At 72.5% G+C, this 20,912-nt stretch carries 18 protein-coding genes and 1 pseudogene; 8 read left to right on the top strand and 11 right to left on the bottom strand.

Translation table 11 applies throughout. From position 1 onward, the window contains the following. Window positions 1-39 precede the first annotated feature (39 nt). Complete coding sequence (locus ACZ411_RS09200) at window positions 40-681, bottom strand: alpha/beta hydrolase (protein WP_464170064.1); 642 nt, start codon at window positions 679-681, stop codon at window positions 40-42. Between the two features lie 131 nt (window positions 682-812). Here ACZ411_RS09200 and ACZ411_RS09195 point away from each other — a divergent pair, with 131 nt between their 5' ends. Then, window positions 813-1,367, top strand: a complete 555-nt coding sequence (locus ACZ411_RS09195; RefSeq protein ID WP_094116608.1) for an NUDIX hydrolase family protein — start codon at window positions 813-815, stop codon at window positions 1,365-1,367. 14 nt (window positions 1,368-1,381) lie between these two features. Here the strand turns inward: ACZ411_RS09195 and ACZ411_RS09190 are convergent, their stop codons facing one another. The 4 genes and pseudogenes from ACZ411_RS09190 to ACZ411_RS09175 all read right to left on the bottom strand — a co-directional run bounded on the left by ACZ411_RS09190 (window position 1,382) and on the right by ACZ411_RS09175 (window position 5,047). Continuing rightward, complete coding sequence (locus tag ACZ411_RS09190) at window positions 1,382-2,002, bottom strand: TetR/AcrR family transcriptional regulator (RefSeq protein ID WP_104343660.1); 621 nt, start codon at window positions 2,000-2,002, stop codon at window positions 1,382-1,384. Window positions 2,003-2,181: 179 nt separating this feature from the next. Then, a pseudogene (locus ACZ411_RS09185) lies at window positions 2,182-3,721 on the bottom strand (DEAD/DEAH box helicase). Between the two features lie 237 nt (window positions 3,722-3,958). Beyond that, complete coding sequence (locus ACZ411_RS09180) at window positions 3,959-4,606, bottom strand: DUF1684 domain-containing protein (RefSeq protein WP_094116607.1); 648 nt, start codon at window positions 4,604-4,606, stop codon at window positions 3,959-3,961. Window positions 4,607-4,660: 54 nt separating this feature from the next. Further along, window positions 4,661-5,047, bottom strand: a complete 387-nt coding sequence (locus ACZ411_RS09175; protein WP_464170061.1) for a hypothetical protein — start codon at window positions 5,045-5,047, stop codon at window positions 4,661-4,663. Window positions 5,048-5,282: 235 nt separating this feature from the next. Here ACZ411_RS09175 and ACZ411_RS09170 point away from each other — a divergent pair, with 235 nt between their 5' ends. The 3 genes from ACZ411_RS09170 to ACZ411_RS09160 all read left to right on the top strand — a co-directional run bounded on the left by ACZ411_RS09170 (window position 5,283) and on the right by ACZ411_RS09160 (window position 6,806). Further along, window positions 5,283-5,783, top strand: a complete 501-nt coding sequence (locus ACZ411_RS09170) for an EVE domain-containing protein (RefSeq protein WP_104289916.1) — start codon at window positions 5,283-5,285, stop codon at window positions 5,781-5,783. Further along, entirely contained in the window at window positions 5,767-6,357 is a 591-nt protein-coding gene (locus tag ACZ411_RS09165) for a hypothetical protein (protein ID WP_104289917.1), read from the top strand. Before ACZ411_RS09170 ends, ACZ411_RS09165 begins: the two co-directional genes overlap by 17 nt. 146 nt (window positions 6,358-6,503) lie before the next feature. Then, window positions 6,504-6,806, top strand: coding sequence for a DUF427 domain-containing protein (locus tag ACZ411_RS09160; protein ID WP_094116603.1), 303 nt, complete (start codon window positions 6,504-6,506; stop codon window positions 6,804-6,806). 28 nt (window positions 6,807-6,834) lie between these two features. On the opposite strand, the gene ACZ411_RS09155 is transcribed toward ACZ411_RS09160, so the two are convergent. The 6 genes from ACZ411_RS09155 to ACZ411_RS09130 all read right to left on the bottom strand — a co-directional run bounded on the left by ACZ411_RS09155 (window position 6,835) and on the right by ACZ411_RS09130 (window position 11,420). Then, on the bottom strand, window positions 6,835-7,533 hold the full coding sequence (locus ACZ411_RS09155) for a CGNR zinc finger domain-containing protein (RefSeq protein WP_104289918.1): 699 nt from the start codon (window positions 7,531-7,533) through the stop codon (window positions 6,835-6,837). Continuing rightward, window positions 7,530-8,024: a SprT-like domain-containing protein gene (locus ACZ411_RS09150; protein ID WP_464170057.1), complete on the bottom strand. Its 495-nt coding sequence runs from the start codon at window positions 8,022-8,024 to the stop codon at window positions 7,530-7,532. Before ACZ411_RS09150 ends, ACZ411_RS09155 begins: the two co-directional genes overlap by 4 nt. Window positions 8,025-8,060: 36 nt before the next feature. Beyond that, a complete protein-coding gene (locus ACZ411_RS09145) occupies window positions 8,061-8,336 on the bottom strand; it encodes a hypothetical protein (RefSeq protein ID WP_464170055.1) in 276 nt (91 codons plus the stop codon). 266 nt (window positions 8,337-8,602) lie between these two features. Then, a complete protein-coding gene (locus tag ACZ411_RS09140) occupies window positions 8,603-9,787 on the bottom strand; it encodes a PQQ-dependent sugar dehydrogenase (protein WP_464170053.1) in 1,185 nt (394 codons plus the stop codon). 44 nt (window positions 9,788-9,831) lie between these two features. Beyond that, window positions 9,832-10,689: a spermidine synthase gene (locus ACZ411_RS09135; RefSeq protein WP_094116598.1), complete on the bottom strand. Its 858-nt coding sequence runs from the start codon at window positions 10,687-10,689 to the stop codon at window positions 9,832-9,834. Between the two features lie 62 nt (window positions 10,690-10,751). Then, window positions 10,752-11,420: an MBL fold metallo-hydrolase gene (locus ACZ411_RS09130; RefSeq protein ID WP_464170051.1), complete on the bottom strand. Its 669-nt coding sequence runs from the start codon at window positions 11,418-11,420 to the stop codon at window positions 10,752-10,754. A 305-nt stretch (window positions 11,421-11,725) separates the two neighbouring features. Here ACZ411_RS09130 and rpoB point away from each other — a divergent pair, with 305 nt between their 5' ends. From rpoB to ACZ411_RS09110, 4 genes are all read left to right on the top strand, one after another. Then, the gene (rpoB, locus tag ACZ411_RS09125; RefSeq protein ID WP_104289923.1) at window positions 11,726-15,214 is read left to right on the top strand and encodes a DNA-directed RNA polymerase subunit beta; all 3,489 of its coding nucleotides are present in this window, start codon (window positions 11,726-11,728) and stop codon (window positions 15,212-15,214) included. A 48-nt stretch (window positions 15,215-15,262) separates the two neighbouring features. Then, the gene (locus ACZ411_RS09120) at window positions 15,263-19,162 is read left to right on the top strand and encodes a DNA-directed RNA polymerase subunit beta' (RefSeq protein ID WP_094116596.1); all 3,900 of its coding nucleotides are present in this window, start codon (window positions 15,263-15,265) and stop codon (window positions 19,160-19,162) included. A gap of 194 nt (window positions 19,163-19,356) precedes the next feature. After that, on the top strand, window positions 19,357-19,836 hold the full coding sequence (locus ACZ411_RS09115; RefSeq protein WP_258070176.1) for a hypothetical protein: 480 nt from the start codon (window positions 19,357-19,359) through the stop codon (window positions 19,834-19,836). 196 nt (window positions 19,837-20,032) lie between these two features. After that, entirely contained in the window at window positions 20,033-20,884 is an 852-nt protein-coding gene (locus ACZ411_RS09110) for an amino acid ABC transporter substrate-binding protein (protein ID WP_094116594.1), read from the top strand. Window positions 20,885-20,912: the final 28 nt, after the last annotated feature.

Raw genomic sequence — 20,912 nt, 5'->3', positions numbered from 1 at the left:
CGCGCCGCCGCCGCCCGCGATCCGGGCCGGCCGGCCGGATCAGCCCGCGTGCTCCCGGATGAACGCGGACACGTCCCGGAGCTCCGGCGCGGACACCGAGTGCGGCAGGTCCTCGTAGATGCGCTCGGTGAGGTCGGTGTGGCCGCCGATCCACGCGCGCGTGCGGGCGACGGCGGCATCCGGGATCACCTGGTCGGCGGTGCCGCGGCCCCAGAAGACGGGCGTGCGGTCGGCCGCCAGCGCGGCGTCGCCCGCGTGCTCACCGCGCACCGAGAACCCGCTGAGCTGCACGGCGTAGGAGAAGCGCCCCGGCGCGAGCCGCAGGAGCTGGAGCGCGGTCGCGCCGCCCTGGCTGAAGCCGAGGAGGCCGACCGAGCGCGGTGCCGCGGGCAGCCCGTCGAGCCAGTCGAGCACCCCCTGCGCGGCGGCGTCGGCGGCGGCGGGATCCGGGTCGCCGGTCGATCCCGGCACGATCGGGAACCACGCGTGGCCGCCCTGCAGGGCGATCGGCGCCCGCAGCGACGCGACCACCGGTCCGAGCGGCAGGTACGGCGAGAGCCCGAACAGGTCGCCCTCGTGCGAGCCGTACCCGTGGAGCAGCACGAGCATCGGCCGGTCGGCGAGCTCGGCGGTGGAGGCCGACCAGAGGACGGCGTCGGGATCCAGCGGGAGTGCGGTCACGGTGTCCTCGGGGGCGGCGGCGGATGCGCGGACGCGGGGTCGTCCGGCGCGCCCATCCTCGCATCCGCCCCCGCGGATCCGGTCCGCGCGCCGGGTGGCCGCCGGGCTCCGGCGGTGGGTGACAATGGACCATGACCGTTCGCACCCCGGACCCGAACATCCCCGACCCGAACTCCGGCTGGCTGTCGGACGTGGAGCTGGCGCAGATCCGGCAGCGCCTGCCCCTCCTCTACGTCGAGGCCGTCCCCGTGCGGGTCGACGGCGTGGGTCGCGTGAAGGACATCGGCGTCCTGCTGCGCGCGACGGCGACCGGCCAGATGACGCGCATGCTCGTCTCGGGCCGCGTGATGTACGGCGAGACCCTGCGCGACGCGCTCTTCCGCCACCTCGAGAAGGACCTCGGGCCGATGGCGTTCCCGCAGCTGCCCGCGAGCCCGACGCCGTTCTCGGTGGCCGAGTACTTCCCGTTCCCCGGCGCGAGCCCGTTCACGGACGAGCGGCAGCACGCCGTCTCGCTCGCGTACGTGGTGCCGGTCACGGGCACGTGCGATCCCCGCCAGGACGCCCTCGAGATCACCTGGATGACCCCGGAGGAGGCGGCCTCCGACGCCGTGTCGGCCGACATGGAGGGCGGCCGCGGCGCGCTGCTCCGCGCGGCCCTCGCCTCCGTGGGTGTGCTGCCCTAGCCGGATCCCGTCGCTCAGACGGCGGCGGACCGCGCCGCGGACGGCGGCTCGAGGTAGTGGCGGCGCAGGTCCTCGAAGGCCGCGCTCGCCCCCGCGCCCACGCCGTAGCAGCGCTGCACGTGCAGGCCGTCCATCGCGGACAGCACGACCGCGGCGGCGGATCCCGGGTCGAGCTCCCGGTCGATGAGCCCGCGTGCCTGGTCGACCACGACGCCCGCCGTGATGCGCTCGAGCTCGCGCGACCGGCGCTCCCGGAACAGGTCGTGCAGCGGGTGGCCGGACGCGGACGCCTCCGAGGAGACGACGGCGATGACGCGGGTGAGGCAGGCGCTCTGCTCCCCGTCGGCGATGACGACGGCCGCGTGCTCGGCGACGCTGCGCGGCCGGTGCACCTCGACGGCGGCGGCGAGGCGCTCCTCGCGGCGCTCCAGCACGGCGAGCAGCAGCTCCTCCTTGCCCGCGAAGTGGTGCAGGAGGCCCGCCGGCGTGATCTGGGCCCGCGCGGCGATCTCCCGGAGGGAGCTGCTGCGGTACCCCTGCTCCGCGAACACCTCGATGGCGGTGCGGATGAGGAGCTCCCTGCGCTCCAGGCCCTTGCGGTATGGGCCTCGGGTGGCGAGGGCGGCGCGCGTCATCCGCACAAGCTATCCGGATCCGGCCGCGGTCCCCGGTGACCGTCCCCAGGCGGCGCCCGCGGTGCCGCGGACGGGGGCGCGGAGGAGTCGGAGGGGTCCGTGCTCCGACACGACGAAGGGCCCCCGTCCGTGACGGGGGCCCTCGGTCTCATGCCGACGCGCGCTGCGCGTCGTGCGGTCTAGCGTCCGCTGGAGACGCGGCGGTGCGTGCGCGCCCGGCCGCCGGCCGCGGCACCGCCGGAGGCCGCGGGGCGGTCCTGGCGGGGACGCGAGGGAGCGGCGGACGAGCCGCCGCCGAAGCCCTCGGACGAGGTGCTGAAGGTGCGGGGCGTGCCGCCGCGCTGTCCGCCCGAGGCGCCGTCGCGGCGACCCGACGCGGCGCCCTCGCGGCGACCGCCGACGGGCGCGCCGTCGCGGGCCGCGCGCTTGCGCTGCGCGTTGGCGCCCTGCGAGCGTCCGCCGCCGTTGGCGCGGCCGCCCTGCGACTGGCGCTGGGTGGCCTCGCGCACCGACTTCGTCTCGCGCGGCGCGGGCTTCACGTACGCCGCGACGGCGCCCGTCAGCTCGGCCACGGCGGGCGAGGTCTCGGTGACCTGCTGCGGGGTGACGTGGATGTCGGCCTTGCGCATGAGGAGCTGCACGTCCTTGCGCTGCGCCGGCAGCATGATCGTGACGACGTCGCCCGCGGAGCCCGCGCGCGCCGTGCGGCCCGAGCGGTGCAGGTACGCCTTGTGCTCGGCCGGCGGGTCGACGTGGATCACGAGCTCGATGTCGTCGACGTGCACGCCGCGCGCCGCGACGTCGGTGGCCACGAGGACCTTGACGTCGCCCGCGGCGAACGCGGCGAGGTTGCGGTCGCGGGCGACCTGCGAGAGGTTGCCGTGCAGGTCCACCGACGGGATGCCCGCGTCGGTGAGCTGCTTCGCGAGCTTCTTGGCGTGGTGCTTCGTGCGCATGAAGAGGATGCGGCGGCCGGTGCCGCCCGCGAGCTTCTGGACCAGGAGGCGCTTGGCCTCGACGTCGGACGCCTCGAAGACGTGGTGCGTCATGGCGGCGACGGGCGAGTTCGCCTCGTCGACGGAGTGCAGCACCTGGTCGTGCAGGTAGCGGCGCACGAGCTTGTCCACGCCGTTGTCGAGCGTGGCGGAGAACAGCATGCGCTGGCCGGTGTTCGGGGTCTTGTCGAGGATCCGCGTGACGACGGGCAGGAAGCCCAGGTCGGCCATGTGGTCGGCCTCGTCGAGGACGGTGATCTCCACGGCGTCGAGGTTCACGAAGCCCTGCTTCATGAGGTCCTCGAGGCGGCCGGGGCAGGCCACGACCACGTCGACGCCGGCCTTGAGGGCCGCGACCTGGCGCTGCTGCGAGACGCCGCCGAAGATCGTGGTGGTCGTCAGGTCGTACGCCTCGGCCAGCGGCGCCATGGCGGCCGTGATCTGCGTGGCGAGCTCGCGGGTCGGCGCGAGGATGAGGCCGAGCGGGCGGCCCGGGCGGCGGCGGCCGCCGGCGAGGCCGCCGCCGAGGCGCGCGATCATCGGGATGGCGAACGCCAGCGTCTTGCCGGAGCCCGTCTTCCCGCGGCCGAGCACGTCGCGGCCGTTCAGGGTGTCGGGGAGGGTGTCGACCTGGGATGGGGAACGGCGTGGTGATGCCGTTCGCCGTGAGGGCCGAGACGAGGGGAGCGGGCACGCCGAGCGCGCCGAAGGTGTCAGTGGACATGCGGGGGAGTTGCCTTCCAGGCAGGGGTCCGCCCCGGCGTGCGGGTCAGCCGGTGGGCGGACACGCACGGAAGCGGAGGATGGCGAAGGCGCCGATGGGCGCATCCGTTCGCCAAAAGAAAGATGTCACCCGCACCCGTCGGCCGGTGTCGGCGATCTGATCGGGGCGAGGAGGGAACGCGTTCTCTCGACGCAGGGAGCACGATGATGTGCTCGCAAGTCCTCACACCGTAGCAGGTCAGGCCGGGGAGAAGCCCATCTCGCCCACGGGGACCTCGAAGCCGAGCACGTTCCCGGCCGGCGCGAGGGGGCACGCCCACTCCGGGTCGTAGGCGCACGACGGGTTGTAGGCGAAGTTGAGGTCGACCACGATCGAGCCCGGCGCGCCCTGGCCGAGGTCGGATCCCTTCACCGTGTCCAGCAGGTAGCGGCCGCCTCCGTAGGTGCCGCCCTCGCGCCGGTGCGACGCGTCCTTGACGGGCAGGTGCAGGCCGCCGCCGTAGCTCGCGAGGCGCCACACGTCGAGGCTGCCGGGCTCGCGACCATCGGCGGCGGGGAGGTGCACGGACCCGAGCAGCTCGAACGGCACGACGCCGTCCGTGCCGGTCTCGACCTCGTGGCGCTCCTCGCCCCGGTCGTCGTGGACCTCCAGCTCGAACCGCCAGGCCGGGTCGTACTCCTTCACGTCCAGCCGGTCGAAGCCGTCGCGGTGCTCGGGCAGGAGCGGCGTCGCCGGGTGGCTGCGGAACATGTCGTCGCGCGTGCGGCGCCAGAGCGCGTGCGCGGCCGCGGGATCCGTCTGCGCGACCCAGCGCACCTCCGCGTACATCTCGTGGGTGCGGCGGCGCCAGTCGGCGACGTGGAGGGCGGTGACGGCGGAGGGCATGGGGCCACCGTACGCGGACGGACGGGCAGCCTCGGGCAGGGGCGGGGCGGGACGTCAGCCGGCGGACACGTCCGCGGCGGGGGAGGCGTCGCCGCCGGGCCCGTCCTCGGGCTCCCAGTCGTACGCCCACGTCGGCGCCAGCTGCCGCAGGCGGAATGCGCGCCACTGCCAGAAGGCCCAGAAGGTCGGCCACATGGCGGGGCCGAGGAGCCCGGCCTCGAACTCGAGCTGGTCGCGGAAGAGCGTCCTGACGCGGCCGTCGGCGTCGGGGCCGGCGGGATCCGCGGAGACGGCCATGCTGTGCCGCATGCTCGTGGGGATCGCCATGAGGCCGGAGAGCCCGTGCCCGTCGTCCCGCACGATGCGGACGCCCTCGACGCGCGGCTTCATGTCGTGCAGGCGGATGCTCTGGCGTCCCGCGGTGACGGGGCCCGCCTGCATGGCGGCGACGTGCTCGCGGCCGTCCCAGCTGGTGGGGAACCCGCCGTCCTCGAGCGGGACGAAGTCGACGAGCGGCTGCGACCTCCCGCATGACGGTCGGCGAGTGGAGCGCGCGCCAGGCGGCGTCGGGATCGCAGTCGAGGATGGTCTTCAGCAGCACGCGCATGACCCCAGTGTGCTCCGCGCGGCTGGGCGTGCCCGACGGCCGGCCGCCGTGGGACAGGATGGGACGGACATGATCAGGTACTGGGTGGGCGTCGTCTCGCGCGACCGCGTGCTCGACGGCCTGGACCTCGGCATCGCGCAGGTCAACCGCGGGGCGCGCGAGCCCGTCGAGCGGCTCGGCGAGGCCGACGGCTTCGTCTACTACTCGCCGCGCGAGTCCTACCCGGACGGGCAGCTCCTGCGCTCCTTCACCGCCATCGGCCGCGTCGCCGACGCCGCCCCCTACCAGGGCCGCGTGGGCGAGTGGCGCCCGTGGCGGCGGCGCATGGACTGGGACCTCGGCGCGGTCGACGCCCCCATCCGCCCGCTCGTGCCCGTGCTCGACTTCACGCGCGACGCCCTCGAGTGGGGCCGGAAGCTCGCGCCCGGGCTCCTCGAGATCTCCCGCGACGACTTCGAGGTGATCCGCCAGGCCATGCGCCGCGGGGCGCCCGAGCCGTCCCGCCGCGTCATCCGCGGAGGTGCGGGCCCGTGGACGCCCGTAGCATCGGATCGTGACCTCCTCCGCTGACGCCGCGCACCCCGACCCGTCGACGCAGGCCCGCTACCAGGTCCGGCTCGACGGCGGCGTGGCCGGCGCCCGCCGCATCGCCGGCGGCGCCGACGTCATCGTCTGGGTCGACGCCCTGCCCTCCGTCCCGCCGCCCACCGCCGCCCGCCGCGACGAGGTGCTCGCGACCATGCCGGCGCGGCCGGCCGTGGTGAGCGCGGGGCTCGCCGACGCGACCGCCGTCGCCGCGTGGATCCTCGCCCTCCAGGAGGCGCTCGGCCGCCGTGCGTACGTGGCCGTCGTCGCCGCGGGCGCGGTCGAGGCCGACGGGTCCTGGCGGGCGTGCGCCGAGGACCAGCTCGCCGCCGGCGCCGTGGTCGACGCGCTGGCAGCCCTCGGCCTCGACGCGTCGTCCCCGGAGGCCGCCGTGGCCTGCGCCGCGTACCAGCAGCTGCGCCCGGCCGTCGGGCACCTCATGACCGCGGGCGTCTCCGCCCGTCGGCTCGACGCCGCCGGGCACGGCGCGCTGGTGTCCGCGTCGCTCGCCGCCGGACCGGCCGACGTCGTCGTGCACCGCCTCCACCGCGACGCCTGAGCGGTCGCGGACCCCGGCACGCCCGCGCTGCGTCGGCGGCATCCGCTCGCGGTCGTCGCGGAATGGGCGCCCAGGAGCGTGTGTTCCCCTGTGCAGCAGGCGCCGCACCGTCACGACGCCCGGAACCGGAACCGGAAGGTCATCACATGAAGGCACAGCTCAACGGCGTCACCGTCGCCGAGGCCCCGAAGGACGAGCTCATCGAGATCGAGGGCAACTGGTACTTCCCGCCGCAGAGCGTGGACATGTCGCTCCTCACGGAGAGCTCCACGCCCTACCACTGCCCGTGGAAGGGCGACACGCAGTACTACTCCGTGAAGGACGGCGACACCCTGCTGCAGGACCGCGCCTGGTCGTACCCGACGCCCATCCCGTCGTCGTTCGACCGCGTCGGCCGCGACTACAGCGGCTACGTCGCGTTCTGGAAGGAGGTCCGCGTCGGCGAGTGACGCGGATCGGCCGCTACGGCCCGGGAGCTCAGGCTCCCGGGCCGTCGGCGTCCCCGGAGGGCGCCGGGCGGGGGTCGGCGGGGCCGGTGGATCGCTGCGGCACCACGCGCGCCGGGATCCCCGTGCGCCGCTCCCGCAGCTGCCGTGCGCGGTGGGCGCGCACCTTCGCGCGGTTCCCGCAGCGCCGCATCGAGCACCACCGCCGGGTGCCCGAGCGCGTCGTGTCGAGGTAGAGGACGGTGCAGTCCTCCGCCGAGCAGCGGTGGATCCGCTCGGATCCCGCCCCGAAGACCACGACCGCGTCGCGCGCCGCGGTCGCCAGCGCCTGCGCCGGCCGGGCGAGCGCGCGGCCGGCCTGGCGGGATCCGCCGCCGAGCGCGGGCGGCAGGTCGGGCGTGGCCGCGTACAGGTTCAGGACGTCCACGTCCCGGGGCGCCGGCTCGCCGCCGTCGGCCAGGGCGGACGCGATGTCCCCGACGGCCTGCCGGAGCGTGCGGGCGTCCGCGAGGTCGCGCTCGGTCGGCTCGGACACGGGAGCGAGGTGCTCGCTCAGCCACGTGCCGAGGGCCGCGGCGTCCGGCAGCGTCTCGCGCGGCGCGGGATCCCCGAGGGACCCCGTGTAGGCGAGGTCGAGGCTCACGGCGCCCGTGTCGAGGAACCAGCGCAGGCCGTCCGGGTCGGTGATCCACTGGCCGGTAGGCCGCTCGGATCCGGGCGCCCGGCTCACGCGGCGCCCTCGCGGGCGGACGGCGCGGCGACGCCGGACGGCACCGCCCGCCGGGTCCAGGCGATCAGGTGCGCGGCGTCGAAGCGGCGCGAGCACACCCCGCAGGCGAGAGGGCGGGTGGGCTTCCGGTAGCGGAAGTGCGCATGCCCGGCGGGGCACGCGCCCACCCAGGGCGCGAGCTCCTCGGCCACCTGGCCGGAGTGCAGCCGCGACCCCTCGTAGCCGAGCTCCGCCGCCTGGGCCTTCCACCGCGGGCCGTGGCCGGCGCGGGACCCGGCGAGCGCGTGCGCGACCTCGTGCAGCAGCACCTGGTGGATCTCGTCGTCCTCGAACCGCCCGGCGAGATGACGGGAGACGGTGATCCGGCGGTCGCCGTAGTGGCAGGCGCCGGCGCGCGTCCGGGCGTGGTCGAACTCGAACGACCACGACGGGTCGAGGTGCAGCGCGATCAGGGCCTCGGCCCAGATCCGCACGCGGGCGAGGTCAGCCACGGCCGGCCGTCCGCGGCCGGGGAGGGAGCGGGCCCATCACGCGGGCTGGGCGGCGATGCGCTCCTTGGCGACGTCGATCGCGAGCGCCGAGCTCTCGAGCTGGTCGCTCGGCAGGCCCTCGCGGGTGCGCAGCGTGTAGGCGTCCTCGAAGTCGCTGAGCGCGTGGCGGTAGTCGCCGCGGTCGAAGTGCACCTTGCCGCGGTGCTGCAGCGCGAACGCCTCGAGCGCGAACCACTCGTGGGCGCGCGCCTCGTCGACGCAGCCGCCGAGGTCCTGGAGCGCGATGTCGAGCTTGCCCTGGTACTGCTGCACCTGCGCGCGGCGGATGCGGCACGCGAGCAGGGTCTCCCTGGTCGCCGGTGAAGCGCGCCTGGCGCACGGCCGCGTTCGCCATGTCCCACGCCTCGTCGAGACGGCCGAGCATGCGCAGCAGCGCGACCTTCTCGGTGATGGCGGAGAGGCTGCGGAGGTTCTCGAGCTCGTCCAGCCGATCGCCGGCAGCCCGCAGGTCCACCTTCTCCCGGAGGGTGTCCCTGTCGTAGCCGATGATGATCGCGGTGCCTGTCACGAGGAAGAGATTATCCCGCCTGGATCGGCATGAGCTCGACCCGGAGCAGCTTGTCGTCGCCCTCGCGTGGCGTCCCGCGCCCGTCGGTGTTGTTCGTGAGCATGCGCAGCGTCCCGTCCGGGGCGGCCTGCACGTCCCGGATCCGCCCGAACTCGCGGGTGTAGAACTCCGTCACGCGGTCGTCCGGGATGGGGTCGGTGGGCACGGCGCCCGGGCGGATCACCCAGAGGCGCTCGCCGCCGAGGCCCGCCATGAAGATCGTGTCGCCGGAGACGGCGATGCCGCTCGGGCTGGCGTCGTCGGTGGCCCACTGCCGGACCGGGTCGATGTACATGCCGCCCGCGGCGTCGTCGGTCGCGCCCTCCACGACGGGCCAGCCGTAGTTCCCGCCCGGCTCGATGAGGTTCAGCTCGTCCCAGGCGTCCTGCCCGAACTCGGCCGACCACAGGTTGCCCTCGGCGTCCCAGGCGATGCCCTGCGGGTTCCGGTGGCCCATCGAGTAGACGGGCGATCCGGGCGTCGGGTTGTCCTCGGGGCCCTGCCCGTCGGGCGTGAGGCGGAGGATCTTGCCCGCCAGCGAGATGGGGTCCTGCGCGGCGTCGCGGAGGTTCGCGTCGCCCGTGGTCGCGTAGAGCATCCCGTCCGGTCCGAACGCGATGCGCCCGCCGTTGTGGTTGCTGTCGCGCGGGACGCCCGTCACGATCTCCTCGGGCGCGCCGAGCCCCAGCGATCCCGGGGCGCCGGTGACGTCCATGCGCACGATGCGGTTGTCCGTGGAGCTCGTGAAGTACGCGTACAGCTGCGTGCGCCCGTCCGCCTCGCGCGCCGCGATGCCGAGCAGCCCGCCCTCGCCCTGCGGCCCGACCCCGGCCACGGTGCCCGCGACGCGGGTGGTGCCGTCGGCGAGCACCTCGACGATGCGCGAGGTGTCCCGCTCGCTGACGAGGAGGGCGCCGGTGGGCAGCTGGGCGACGGACCACGGGGACACGAGGCCCGTCGTGATCGCGGTCGGCGTCCCGGAGGGCGCCACGCCCGCCGGCATCGCGACGGTGCTGGTGGGGGAGGGCGCGGGCGGCTCGGTCGCGCGGACGTCGACGGGCGAGCCGTCGTCGTTGGTGCAGCCCGTGAGCGCGACCAGGGCGGCGATCCCGAGCACGGCGAGGCGCGCGGGGCGGGTGCGGGAGCGGCGGTTCATGGTGACTCCGGTGGATCGGCGGTCGTCGGCGACCGGGAGGCCGGTCAGGGCCTCGTCTGGAAGATGCTGCGGGCGGGGGAGGGCGAGGGCACGGCGGTGGCGTCGGTGACGACGGAGGCGCCCGCGATGAAGTCGGCGAGCTCGCGGCCCTCGACGACCTTCGCGGGGTGCGGGCCGCCCGCCAGCAGGCGGGGCACGAAGTCCAGAGGGAGGGGCGTGGCCGAGGCCGCGAGCACGACGTTGCCGAACCGGCGGCCCTTCAGCACCTGCGTCTCCGCGAGCGCGGCCACGTGCGGGAGCACGTCCTGGATCGTCGCGGCCTGCCCGCGGGCGAAGGCGAGCCCGTGGCCGTCGGCGACGTTGACGGTCATGATCCCGCCGGGCGCGAGGAAGGCCGCGGCCTCGGCGTGGAACTCGCGGCTCGTGATGTGGGCGGGCGTGCGGGCGCCGCTGAAGACGTCCACGACGACGAGGTCGACGGATCCGCGGAGCCCCTGGGGCAGGCGCCCCAGCACCTCGCGCGCGTCGCCGTAGCGCAGCCGGATGGAGGCCCTCCGCGACCACGGCAGGTGCTCCCGCACGAGGTCCACGAGGTCCTGCTCGAGCTCGATCACCTGCTGGCGGGATCCGGGACGCGTCGCCTCGACGTACCGGGGGATGGTGAGCGCGCCGGCGCCGAGGTGCAGGGCGGTGATCGCCTCGCCGGGCTCGCCCACCAGGTCGATGACGTGCCCCATGCGCTGGACGTACTCGAAGAACAGCTCGCCCGGGTCGTCCATGTTCACGTGCGACTGCGGGGTGCCGTCGACCACGAGCTGGTACGCGCCCGGCACGAAGCGGTCGGGCTCGATGACGGCCCGGTGCCCGCTGAGGGCCAGGACGGTCGACGGGTGCTCGGGCATCTCCTCAGCCTAGGCGAGCCCCGCGCGCACGGCCCGGTCGCGGGACGGCGCCCGGCGTCCCGTCACCAGCCGCGCTCGCGCCATGCGGCGAGGGACCCGCGCTCGGCGCCGAGCGTGGTCGAGTCGCCGTGGCCGGGATGCACGTGCGCGTCGTCGGGGAAGCGGGCGAAGAGGCGCTCCTCCACGTCGTCCATGAGCTGCCGGAAGCGCGCCGCGTCGCCGCCCGTGTTCCCGACCCCTCCCGGGAAGAGCGAGTCGCCCGTGAAGAGGTGCGTGCTCCCGTCGCCCGGCTGCAGCACGAGCGCCACGCCGCCGGGGGTGTGCCCGCGGAGCGCGACCACCTCGACGGACACGCCGCCGAACGCCACCTCGTCCCCGTGGGCGAGCCGCCGGTCGGGGTCGACGGGCAGGTCGCCCGCGTCGGCGGCGCCCGCGGCCGAGGACGCGTCCGTCGCGTCGAGCGCGGCCGCGAGCGCGCCGTGGTGGTCCAGGTGGCCGTGGGTGGTGACGACGACGGCCAGGCGGCCGGCGGGATCCGGCTCCGCCACGAGGGCGAGCAGCCGGTCGACGTCGGCCGCCGCGTCCACGAGCAGGCGCTCGCCGGAGTCGAGGTCGGTGAGGAGGTACGCGTCGTTGTCCATGGGGCCGACGGACGCCTTCCGGATCTCCACGTCGCCCGCCCGGTGCGCGTGGGAGGGGCCGCCGGGGGTCACGTGCCAGGGAGCGCTCATGCCCCGACGGTACCCGCGGCGGGACGGCCCGGATCCGCGCGACCGGACGTTATACACCGAGACACGCCGAGGATGCAAGATTCCGCTGGACATGGCGCGTCGCGACCCGTATGGTGATCCTTTGCGCTCCCACTCCCTTTGCCTTCATATTGCGGTCGGTCATTCGTGTGCGCTCGGGTCCGTCCCGAGCCCATCCCGCGAGGTGTGGCGAGCAACTCCATCAGGATCGGCACGGGTGACAACCCGGGTCGGTCTCGGCGTATCGACGACATCGGAGCCCGACGGGGCCCACGGAGGTAATTTCCTTGGCTGCTGCGCGCAACGCAACTCCCACTCCCCAGAACGGTCGCGACGCATCGCGGCTCTCGTTCGCGAAGATCACTGACACCCTCACCGTCCCCGACCTGCTCGCCCTGCAGACCGAGAGCTTCGACTGGCTCGTCGGCTCGGACGTGTGGAAGCGGCGCGTCGAGGAGGGCACCGCACAGGGCCGCACCGACCTGGCCCTCAACTCCGGCCTCGAGGAGATCTTCGAGGAGATCTCCCCCATCGAGGACCTGGGCGAGACCATGCAGCTCGGGTTCACCAACCCGTACCTCGAGGAGCAGAAGTACTCCATCGACGAGTGCAAGGAGCGCGGCAAGACCTACTCCGCCCCCCTGTACGTCGAGGCCGAGTTCATGAACCACCTCACGGGCGAGATCAAGACCCAGACGGTGTTCATGGGCGACTTCCCCCTCATGACGGAGAAGGGCACGTTCATCATCAACGGCACCGAGCGTGTCGTCGTGTCCCAGCTCGTCCGCTCCCCGGGCGTGTACTTCGAGCGCCAGCAGGAGAAGACGTCCGACAAGGACATCTACTCCGCCCGCGTCATCCCCTCCCGCGGCGCCTGGCTCGAGTTCGAGATCGACAAGCGCGACCAGGTCGGCGTCCGCATCGACCGCAAGCGCAAGCAGTCGGTCACCGTCTTCCTGAAGGCCCTCGGCCTCACCAGCGAGCAGATCCTCGAGGAGTTCAAGGGCGTCGCGTCCATCGAGCTCACGCTCGAGAAGGACTCCATCCTCACCAAGGAGGAGGCCCTCAAGGACATCTACCGCAAGCTCCGTCCGGGCGAGCAGGTCGCCGCCGAGGCCGCGCGCGCGCTGCTCGACAACTTCTACTTCAACCCGAAGCGCTACGACCTGGCGAAGGTGGGTCGCTACAAGATCAACCGCAAGCTCGGCATCGACAAGCAGCTCACCGACTCGGTGCTGACGGTCGAGGACATCCTCGCCACCATCAAGTACCTCGTCTCGCTGCACGCGAACGAGACGAAGATGGGCGGCACGCGCGACGGCAAGCCCGTCGAGCTCCGCCTCGACGTCGACGACATCGACCACTTCGGCAACCGCCGCATCCGCGCGGTCGGCGAGCTCATCCAGAACCAGGTGCGCACCGGCCTGTCCCGCATGGAGCGCGTCGTCCGCGAGCGCATGACCACGCAGGACATCGAGGCCATCACGCCCCAGACCCTGATCAACGTGCGCCCCGTCGTCGCCGCGATCAAGGAGTTCTTCGGCACGAGCCAGCTGTCGCAGTTCATGGACCAGAACAACCCGCTCGCGGGCCTCACCCACAAGCGCCGCCTCTCGGCGCTCGGCCCGGGTGGTCTGTCCCGTGAGCGCGCCGGCGTCGAGGTCCGCGACGTCCACCCGTCGCACTACGGCCGCATGTGCCCCATCGAGACCCCGGAAGGCCCGAACATCGGCCTGATCGGCTCGCTGGCGTCGTTCGCCCGCATCAACTCGTTCGGCTTCATCGAGACCCCGTACCGTCGCGTCGTCGACGGCGTGGTCACCGACCAGATCGACTACCTCACGGCCAGCGAGGAGGACGAGTTCCTCGTCGCCCAGGCCAACGCGCCCCTCACGAAGGACTTCCGCTTCGCGGAGGACCGCGTCCTCGTCCGCCCGAAGGGCGGTGAGGTGGAGCTCGTCGCGAAGGAGAACGTCCACTACATGGACGTCTCCCCGCGCCAGATGGTGTCGGTCGCGACCTCGCTCATCCCCTTCCTCGAGCACGACGACGCGAACCGGGCCCTCATGGGCGCGAACATGCAGCGTCAGGCCGTCCCGCTGCTGCGCAGCGAGAGCCCGCTCGTCGGCACCGGCATGGAGGGCTACGCGGCGGTCGACGCCGGCGACGTCCTCACGGCCGACGCCTCGGGAGTAGTGCAGGAGGTGTCGGCCGAGGTCGTCACCATCCAGCTCGACGAGGGCGGCACGCAGACCTACTACCTGCGCAAGTTCGACCGCTCGAACCAGGGCACGAGCTACAACCACCGCGTCCTGGTCTCGGCCGGCGACCGCATCGAGGCCGGCGAGGTCATCGCCGACGGCCCCGCCACGGAGAACGGCGAGCTCGCGCTCGGCAAGAACCTGCTCGTCGCGTTCATGCCGTGGGAGGGCCACAACTTCGAGGACGCGATCATCCTGAGCCAGAACCTGGTCAAGGACGACACCCTCTCCTCCATCCACATCGAGGAGTACGAGGTCGACGCGCGCGACACCAAGCTCGGCAAGGAGGAGATCACCCGCGACCTCCCCAACGTCAGCCCGGAGCTGCTCGCCGACCTCGACGAGCGCGGCATCATCCGCATCGGCGCCGAGGTCCGCCCCGGCGACATCCTCGTGGGCAAGGTCACGCCGAAGGGCGAGACCGAGCTCAGCGCCGAGGAGCGCCTGCTGCGCGCGATCTTCAACGAGAAGAGCCGCGAGGTCCGCGACACGTCCCTGAAGGTGCCCCACGGCGAGCAGGGCACGATCATCGGCGTCAAGGTCTTCGACTCGCAGGACGGCGACGACGAGCTCGGCTCGGGCGTCAACCAGCGCGTCGTGGTGTTCATCGCCCAGAAGCGCAAGATCACCGAGGGCGACAAGCTCGCCGGCCGTCACGGCAACAAGGGCGTCATCTCCAAGATCCTGCCGGTCGAGGACATGCCGTTCCTCGCCGACGGGACCCCGGTCGACGTCATCCTCAACCCGCTCGGCATCCCCGGCCGCATGAACTTCGGCCAGGTCCTGGAGACCCACCTCGGGTGGATCGCCAAGCAGGGCTGGGAGGTCGAGGGCAAGCCCAAGTGGGCCGAGCGCCTGCCGGACCACGCCCGCCAGGCCGCGCCCGGCACGAAGGTCGCCACCCCGGTGTTCGACGGAGCGCTCGAGGAGGAGATCGCCGGCCTGCTCGACTCGACGACGGTCACCCGCGACGGCGACCGCCTCATCGGGTCCAGCGGCAAGACGCGCCTGTTCGACGGCCGCTCCGGCGAGCCTTTCCCGGAGCCCGTCTCGGTCGGCTACATGTACATCCTGAAGCTGCACCACCTGGTGGACGACAAGATCCACGCGCGCTCGACGGGTCCCTACTCGATGATCACGCAGCAGCCCCTGGGCGGTAAGGCCCAGTTCGGCGGCCAGCGGTTCGGCGAGATGGAGGTGTGGGCGCTCGAGGCGTACGGAGCGGCCTACGCGCTCCAGGAGCTCCTCACCATCAAGTCGGACGACATCCTCGGCCGCGTGAAGGTGTACGAGGCCATCGTCAAGGGCGAGAACATCCAGGAACCGGGTATCCCCGAGTCCTTCAAGGTCCTGATCAAGGAGATGCAGTCCCTCTGCCTGAACGTCGAGGTCCTCTCGGCGGACGGCCAGGCGGTCAGCCTGCGCGACACGGATGACGAGGTCTTCCGCGCGGCGGAGGAGCTCGGCATCAACATCTCCACCCGCTTCGAGTCGTCCAGCATCGACGACATCTAAGCCCGCTCAAGACTTTCGACTCGAAGCTTTCCAAGGAGAGAAGGAAAATTGCTCGACGTAACAACTTTCGATGAGCTGCGGATCGGCCTCGCGACGGCCGACGACATCCGCCGCTGGTCGCACGGTGAGGTCAAGAAGCCCGAGACCATCAACTACCGCACGCTGAAGCCCGAGAAGGACGGCCTCTTCGGAGAGCAGATCTTCGGGCCGAGCCGCGACTGGGAGTGCTCCTGCGGCAAGTACAAGCGGGTGCGCTTCAAGGGCATCGTCTGCGAGCGCTGCGGCGTCGAGGTCACCAAGTCCGCGGTCCGCCGCGAGCGCATGGGCCACATCGAGCTCGCCGCGCCCGTCACGCACATCTGGTACTTCAAGGGCGTGCCCTCGCGCCTCGGCTACCTGCTCGACATGGCGCCGAAGGACCTCGAGAAGGTCATCTACTTCGCCGCCTACATGGTGATCAGCGTGGACGAGGACGCCCGTCACGAGGACATGCCGGGCCTCGAGAACGAGCTCCGGCTCGAGATCAAGACCCTGCAGGACCAGCGCGACTCCCAGATCGCCGAGCGCCTCGGGCGCCTGGAGACCGACCTGGCCGCGCTGGAGGCCGAGGGTGCCAAGAGCGACCAGAAGCGCCGCGCGAAGGACGGCGCCGAGAAGGAGATGGGTCAGACGCGCAAGGCGTTCGACGAGGACATCTCCCGTCTCGAGCGCGTCTGGGAGGAGTTCCGCAGCCTGAAGGTCGGCGAGCTCAAGCCCGAGGACGCCGTCTTCCACGAGCTGCAGGACCGCTTCGGCATCTACTTCGAGGCCCACATGGGCGCCGAGGCGATCCAGAAGCGCCTGGAGGCCTTCGACCTCGAGGCCGAGGGGGAGCTGCTCCGCGAGCAGATCGCCACCGGCAAGGGCCAGAAGAAGATCCGCGCCATCAAGCGCCTGCGCGTCGTCAGCTCCTTCCTCGCGACCGGCAACTCGCCGGCCGCGATGGTGCTGCAGGTCGTCCCGGTCATCCCGCCGGAGCTGCGCCCCATGGTGCAGCTCGACGGCGGCCGCTTCGCGACCAGCGACCTGAACGACCTGTACCGCCGCGTCATCAACCGCAACAACCGCCTCCGCCGCCTGCTCGACCTCGGTGCCCCCGAGATCATCGTCAACAACGAGAAGCGCATGCTGCAGGAGGCCGTCGACGCGCTGTTCGACAACGGCCGTCGCGGTCGTCCCGTCACGGGCACCGGCAACCGCGCGCTCAAGTCCCTCAGCGACATGCTGAAGGGCAAGCAGGGCCGGTTCCGCCAGAACCTGCTCGGCAAGCGCGTGGACTACTCGGGCCGCTCGGTCATCATCGTCGGACCGCAGCTCAAGCTGCACCAGTGCGGTCTGCCCAAGCAGATGGCGCTCGAGCTGTTCAAGCCGTTCGTCATCAAGCGCCTGATCGACCTGAGCCACGCCCAGAACATCAAGGCCGCCAAGCGCATGGTCGAGCGCAGCCGCGGACAGGTCTGGGACGTGCTCGAGGAGATCATCCGCGAGCGCCCCGTGCTGCTCAACCGCGCGCCCACGCTCCACCGTCTGGGCATCCAGGCGTTCGAGCCCCAGCTCGTGGAGGGCAAGGCCATCCAGCTGCACCCGCTCGTCTGCGCCGCGTTCAACGCGGACTTCGACGGCGACCAGATGGCCGTCCACCTGCCCCTGTCGGTCGAGGCCCAGGCCGAGGCGCGCATCCTCATGCTCGCCTCGAACAACATCCTCAAGCCGTCCGACGGACGCCCGGTCACCCTGCCCACGCAGGACATGATCATCGGCCTGCACCACCTGACCACCCTCAAGGAGGGCGTCGCCGGTGAGGGTCGCGCGTTCAGCTCGGTGGCCGAGGCCATCCTGGCGAAGGACCAGCTCTCGCTGGACCTCAACGCCAAGGTGCGCATCCGCCTGCACGACCTCTACTTCGCCGAGGGCGAGACGCCCGAGGGCGTCGAGCTCGACGAGAAGGGCAAGACGGTCGGTCCCGTGCTGCTCGAGACCACCCTCGGTCGCGCGCTGTTCAACGAGACCCTGCCGGTCGACTACCCCTACATCGAGGCCGTCGCCGACAAGGGCAAGCTCTCCGAGATCGTCAACGACCTCGCGGAGCGCTACCCCAAGGTGGAGGTCGCCGCGGCGCTCGACCGGATCAAGGACGCGGGCTTCTACTGGGCCACGCGCTCCGGCGTCACGGTCGCCCTCTCCGACGTGCTGACCCCGCCCACCAAGGCGGCCATCCTGTCGGGCTACGAGAAGCAGGCCGCGAAGGTCCAGGGCCAGTTCGAGAAGGGCCTCACGACGAACGCCGAGCGTCGTCAGGAGCTCATCGAGATCTGGAACAAGGCCACCGCCGAGGTCGCGAAGGCGATGGAGGACAACCTCCCCGCCGACAACAACATCAACCGCATGGTGTCCTCCGGGGCACGAGGCAACTGGATGCAGGTCCGCCAGATCGCCGGCATGCGCGGCCTCGTGTCGAACCCGAAGGGCGAGATCATCCCCCGCCCGATCGTCCACTCGTACCGCGAGGGCCTGACGGTGGCGGAGTACTTCATCTCCACCCACGGCGCTCGCAAGGGACTGGCCGACACCGCGCTGCGTACCGCCGACTCCGGGTACCTCACCCGTCGTCTGGTGGACGTGTCGCAGGACGTCATCATCCGCGAGGACGACTGCGGCACGGGCCGCGGCCTCGACCTGCCCATCGCCACCCAGGCGGCGGACGGCACGTCGGTCCGCGACTCCAACGTGGAGAACTCCGTGTACGCCCGCTCGCTGGCCGCCGACGCGGTCAACGAGGCCGGCGAGGTCGTCGCCCCCGCGGGCAGCGACGTCGGCGACGTCATGATCGACCACCTGATCGCTGCCGGCGTACACGAGATCAAGGTGCGCTCGGTCCTGACCTGCGAGTCCGCCGTCGGCGTGTGCGCGGCCTGCTACGGCCGCTCGCTCGCCACCGGCAAGCTCGTCGACATCGGCGAGGCCGTCGGCATCATCGCGGCCCAGTCCATCGGCGAGCCCGGCACGCAGCTCACGATGCGCACCTTCCACACCGGTGGTGTGGCATCGGCGGACGACATCACGCAGGGTCTGCCCCGCGTGCAGGAGCTCTTCGAGGCGCGCACCCCCAAGGGCGCGTCGCCCATCGCGGAGGCCGCCGGTCGCATCACGATCGAGGACACGGATCGCAGCCGCAAGGTGATCCTGACCCCGGACAACGGCGACGAGCCGCACATCTACCCGGTGCTCAAGCGGGCCACCCTCCTCGTGGAGGACGGCCAGCACGTCGAGCTCGGGCAGCAGCTGCACGTCGGCGCCATCGACCCCAAGGAGGTCCTCCGGGTCAAGGGCGTGCGCGAGGTGCAGAAGCACCTCGTGGGCGGTGTCCAGGGCGTCTACCGCTCGCAGGGCGTCCCGATCCACGACAAGCACATCGAGGTCATCGTGCGGCAGATGCTGCGCAAGGTCACGGTCGTCGAGCACGGCGACACGGACCTCCTCCCCGGTGAGCTGGTCGACCGGGCCCGCTACAACGAGGTCAACCGCGCCACGCTGACGGAGGGCAAGAAGACCGCCTCCGCCCGCCAGGAGGTCATGGGCATCACCAAGGCCTCGCTCGCGACCGAGTCGTGGCTGTCGGCCGCGTCCTTCCAGGAGACGACCCGCGTGCTCACGCAGGCCGCCATGGAGGGCAAGTCCGACCCGCTGATGGGCCTCAAGGAGAACGTCATCATCGGCAAGCTGATCCCGGCCGGCACGGGGCTCGCGAAGTACCGCGACGTCACCGTCACCGCGACGGAGGAGGCCAAGGCCGAGCGCTACCCGAACCGCATCTTCACGGATGAGTCGGTGTTCAACGAGTCCGACCTGAGCTTCGTCGACTTCGACAGCTTCAGCTCGGACGACTACACGCCCGGCACCTACAACTAGGCAGGCCGGCGCGTGAGCGCACGATGAGAAGGGCCCCGCTCCGGCGGGGCCCTTCCTCGTCCCCGGGCACGTGCGGCCGGCGGATGCCGCTCCGGAGCCTCCCGCCGCGTGCTCCCGATCCGGGGGCGGGGCGGCGATACAGTGGGGTCCCGACGGCGGTCCCCGCCGGGACCCGAGGAGGCGTCGACGTGCGGATGCTGGAGGACGTGGTCCTGGCCTGGCGGGCGCACGCGCTGCGCTACGCCACGGAGTCGCCGGCCTCTCCGGGCGGCGGCTCGGGTTCGTGCCCCGCGTGCGACGCCTCGTTCTTCACCGACCAGGAGGCCATCCCGCGGGATGCGCCGCACACGGCCATCCACCCCCTCATCGCCGCGCTCGAGACGGCACGCGAGGAGGCCGGGCTCGACGCGCGGGAGCGGCTCTACCGCGAGACCCGCGGGTCCGTGTACCGCGACCACCCGTTCGGCATGCCCGCCTTCGTGGACTACGGGGAGCGCGCCGAGGAGATCCAGCGCGTCGTGGACCAGGCCCTCGCGCGCGAGCTGGCGCCGTTGGCGCCCGTCATCCGGCAGGCGCTGGACCGCTTCGTCAACCTCCGGCTCCTCGAGCTCGAGGGCGAGATCGGGCCGATGGCCGACGGCCGCGACGGCACCGGTCCCGAGCCCCTCTTCTAGCCGCGTCGCGCGCTGTCGTGCGCGGCCGTCGCCGTCATCCGGCGACATGGGAATACCGGCTCCGCGCGGGCGTTGAGACCATGGCGGTCGGCGATCCCGGAGGGATCCCGCACATCAGCCGCCGCACCCCGCACCCGCACAGCACCGCACGAGGCGATCCCGCGCACGAGGATCCGCCGTGACCGCAAGGACCCCCATGAGCCGCCTGTCCCGCATCCGCCCCTCCCTCGCCCTCACGGGCCTCGTCGCCGTCGCGGCCCTCGGACTCGCCGGCTGCGCCTCGGGCGACGCGGGCACCACGGGATCGACCGACGGCGCGTCGGCCTCCCCGGCCGCCGCGACGAGCCTCTCCGACGTCCAGGCCGCGGGCGAGCTCGTGATCGGCACCGAGGGCACCTACTCGCCGTTCTCCTTCCACGAGGGCTCCGGCTCGGGGGCCCTCACCGGCTACGACGTCGACATCGCCACGGCGGTCGCGGGCGAGCTCGGCGTGGAGCCCGTCTTCGAGGAGACCCAGTTCGACGGGATCTTCGCGGGCCTCGAGGCGGGTCGTTGGGACGTCATCGCGAACCAGATCTCCATCACGGACGAGCGCGAGGCCGTGTACGACTTCTCCGAGCCGTACACCGTGTCGCCCGGCGTGATCATCGTCAAGGGCGAGGACTCGGGCATCTCCTCCTTCGACGACCTCGCCGGCAAGACCACGGCCCAGTCGCTCACCAGCAACTGGAACGAGCTCGCCACCGAGAGCGGCGCCCGCGTCGAGGCCGTCGAGGGCTTCGCGCAGGCCGTCACGCTCCTGCAGCAGGGCCGGGTGGACGCCACCATCAACGACCGCCTCACGCTCCTCGACTACCAGAAGCAGCAGGGCGACTCCGACCTGCGGGTCGCGGCCGAGACCGACGACCCGTCGCTCAACGCGTTCGTCTTCCGCAAGGGCAGCGACGACCTCGTGGCCGCGGTCGACCAGGCCCTCGCCGACCTCCGCGCCGACGGCACGCTGGCCGAGATCTCCGACCGGTACTTCGGCGCGGACGTCTCGCAGTAGTCCTCCGCGTACGCTGACGTAGAGCCGG

It is taken from the genome of Clavibacter sp. AC415 (assembly GCF_979252985.1).
This window is presented reverse-complemented; position numbering and strand designations above follow the sequence as displayed.

What these genes read in the sequence shown, in the direction of transcription:
- ACZ411_RS09195 (WP_094116608.1), top strand. Translation starts at nt 813, where the DNA reads ATGACCGTTCGCACCCCGGACCCGAACATCCCCGACCCGAACTCCGGC.
- ACZ411_RS09190 (WP_104343660.1), bottom strand. Translation starts at nt 2,002, where the DNA reads ATGACGCGCGCCGCCCTCGCCACCCGAGGCCCATACCGCAAGGGCCTG.
- ACZ411_RS09180 (WP_094116607.1), bottom strand. Translation starts at nt 4,606, where the DNA reads ATGCCCTCCGCCGTCACCGCCCTCCACGTCGCCGACTGGCGCCGCCGC.
- ACZ411_RS09175 (WP_464170061.1), bottom strand. Translation starts at nt 5,047, where the DNA reads ATGCAGGCGGGCCCCGTCACCGCGGGACGCCAGAGCATCCGCCTGCAC.
- ACZ411_RS09170 (WP_104289916.1), top strand. Translation starts at nt 5,283, where the DNA reads ATGATCAGGTACTGGGTGGGCGTCGTCTCGCGCGACCGCGTGCTCGAC.
- ACZ411_RS09160 (WP_094116603.1), top strand. Translation starts at nt 6,504, where the DNA reads ATGAAGGCACAGCTCAACGGCGTCACCGTCGCCGAGGCCCCGAAGGAC.
- ACZ411_RS09140 (WP_464170053.1), bottom strand. Translation starts at nt 9,787, where the DNA reads ATGAACCGCCGCTCCCGCACCCGCCCCGCGCGCCTCGCCGTGCTCGGG.
- ACZ411_RS09135 (WP_094116598.1), bottom strand. Translation starts at nt 10,689, where the DNA reads ATGCCCGAGCACCCGTCGACCGTCCTGGCCCTCAGCGGGCACCGGGCC.
- ACZ411_RS09130 (WP_464170051.1), bottom strand. Translation starts at nt 11,420, where the DNA reads ATGAGCGCTCCCTGGCACGTGACCCCCGGCGGCCCCTCCCACGCGCAC.
- ACZ411_RS09115 (WP_258070176.1), top strand. Translation starts at nt 19,357, where the DNA reads ATGCTGGAGGACGTGGTCCTGGCCTGGCGGGCGCACGCGCTGCGCTAC.
- ACZ411_RS09110 (WP_094116594.1), top strand. Translation starts at nt 20,033, where the DNA reads ATGAGCCGCCTGTCCCGCATCCGCCCCTCCCTCGCCCTCACGGGCCTC.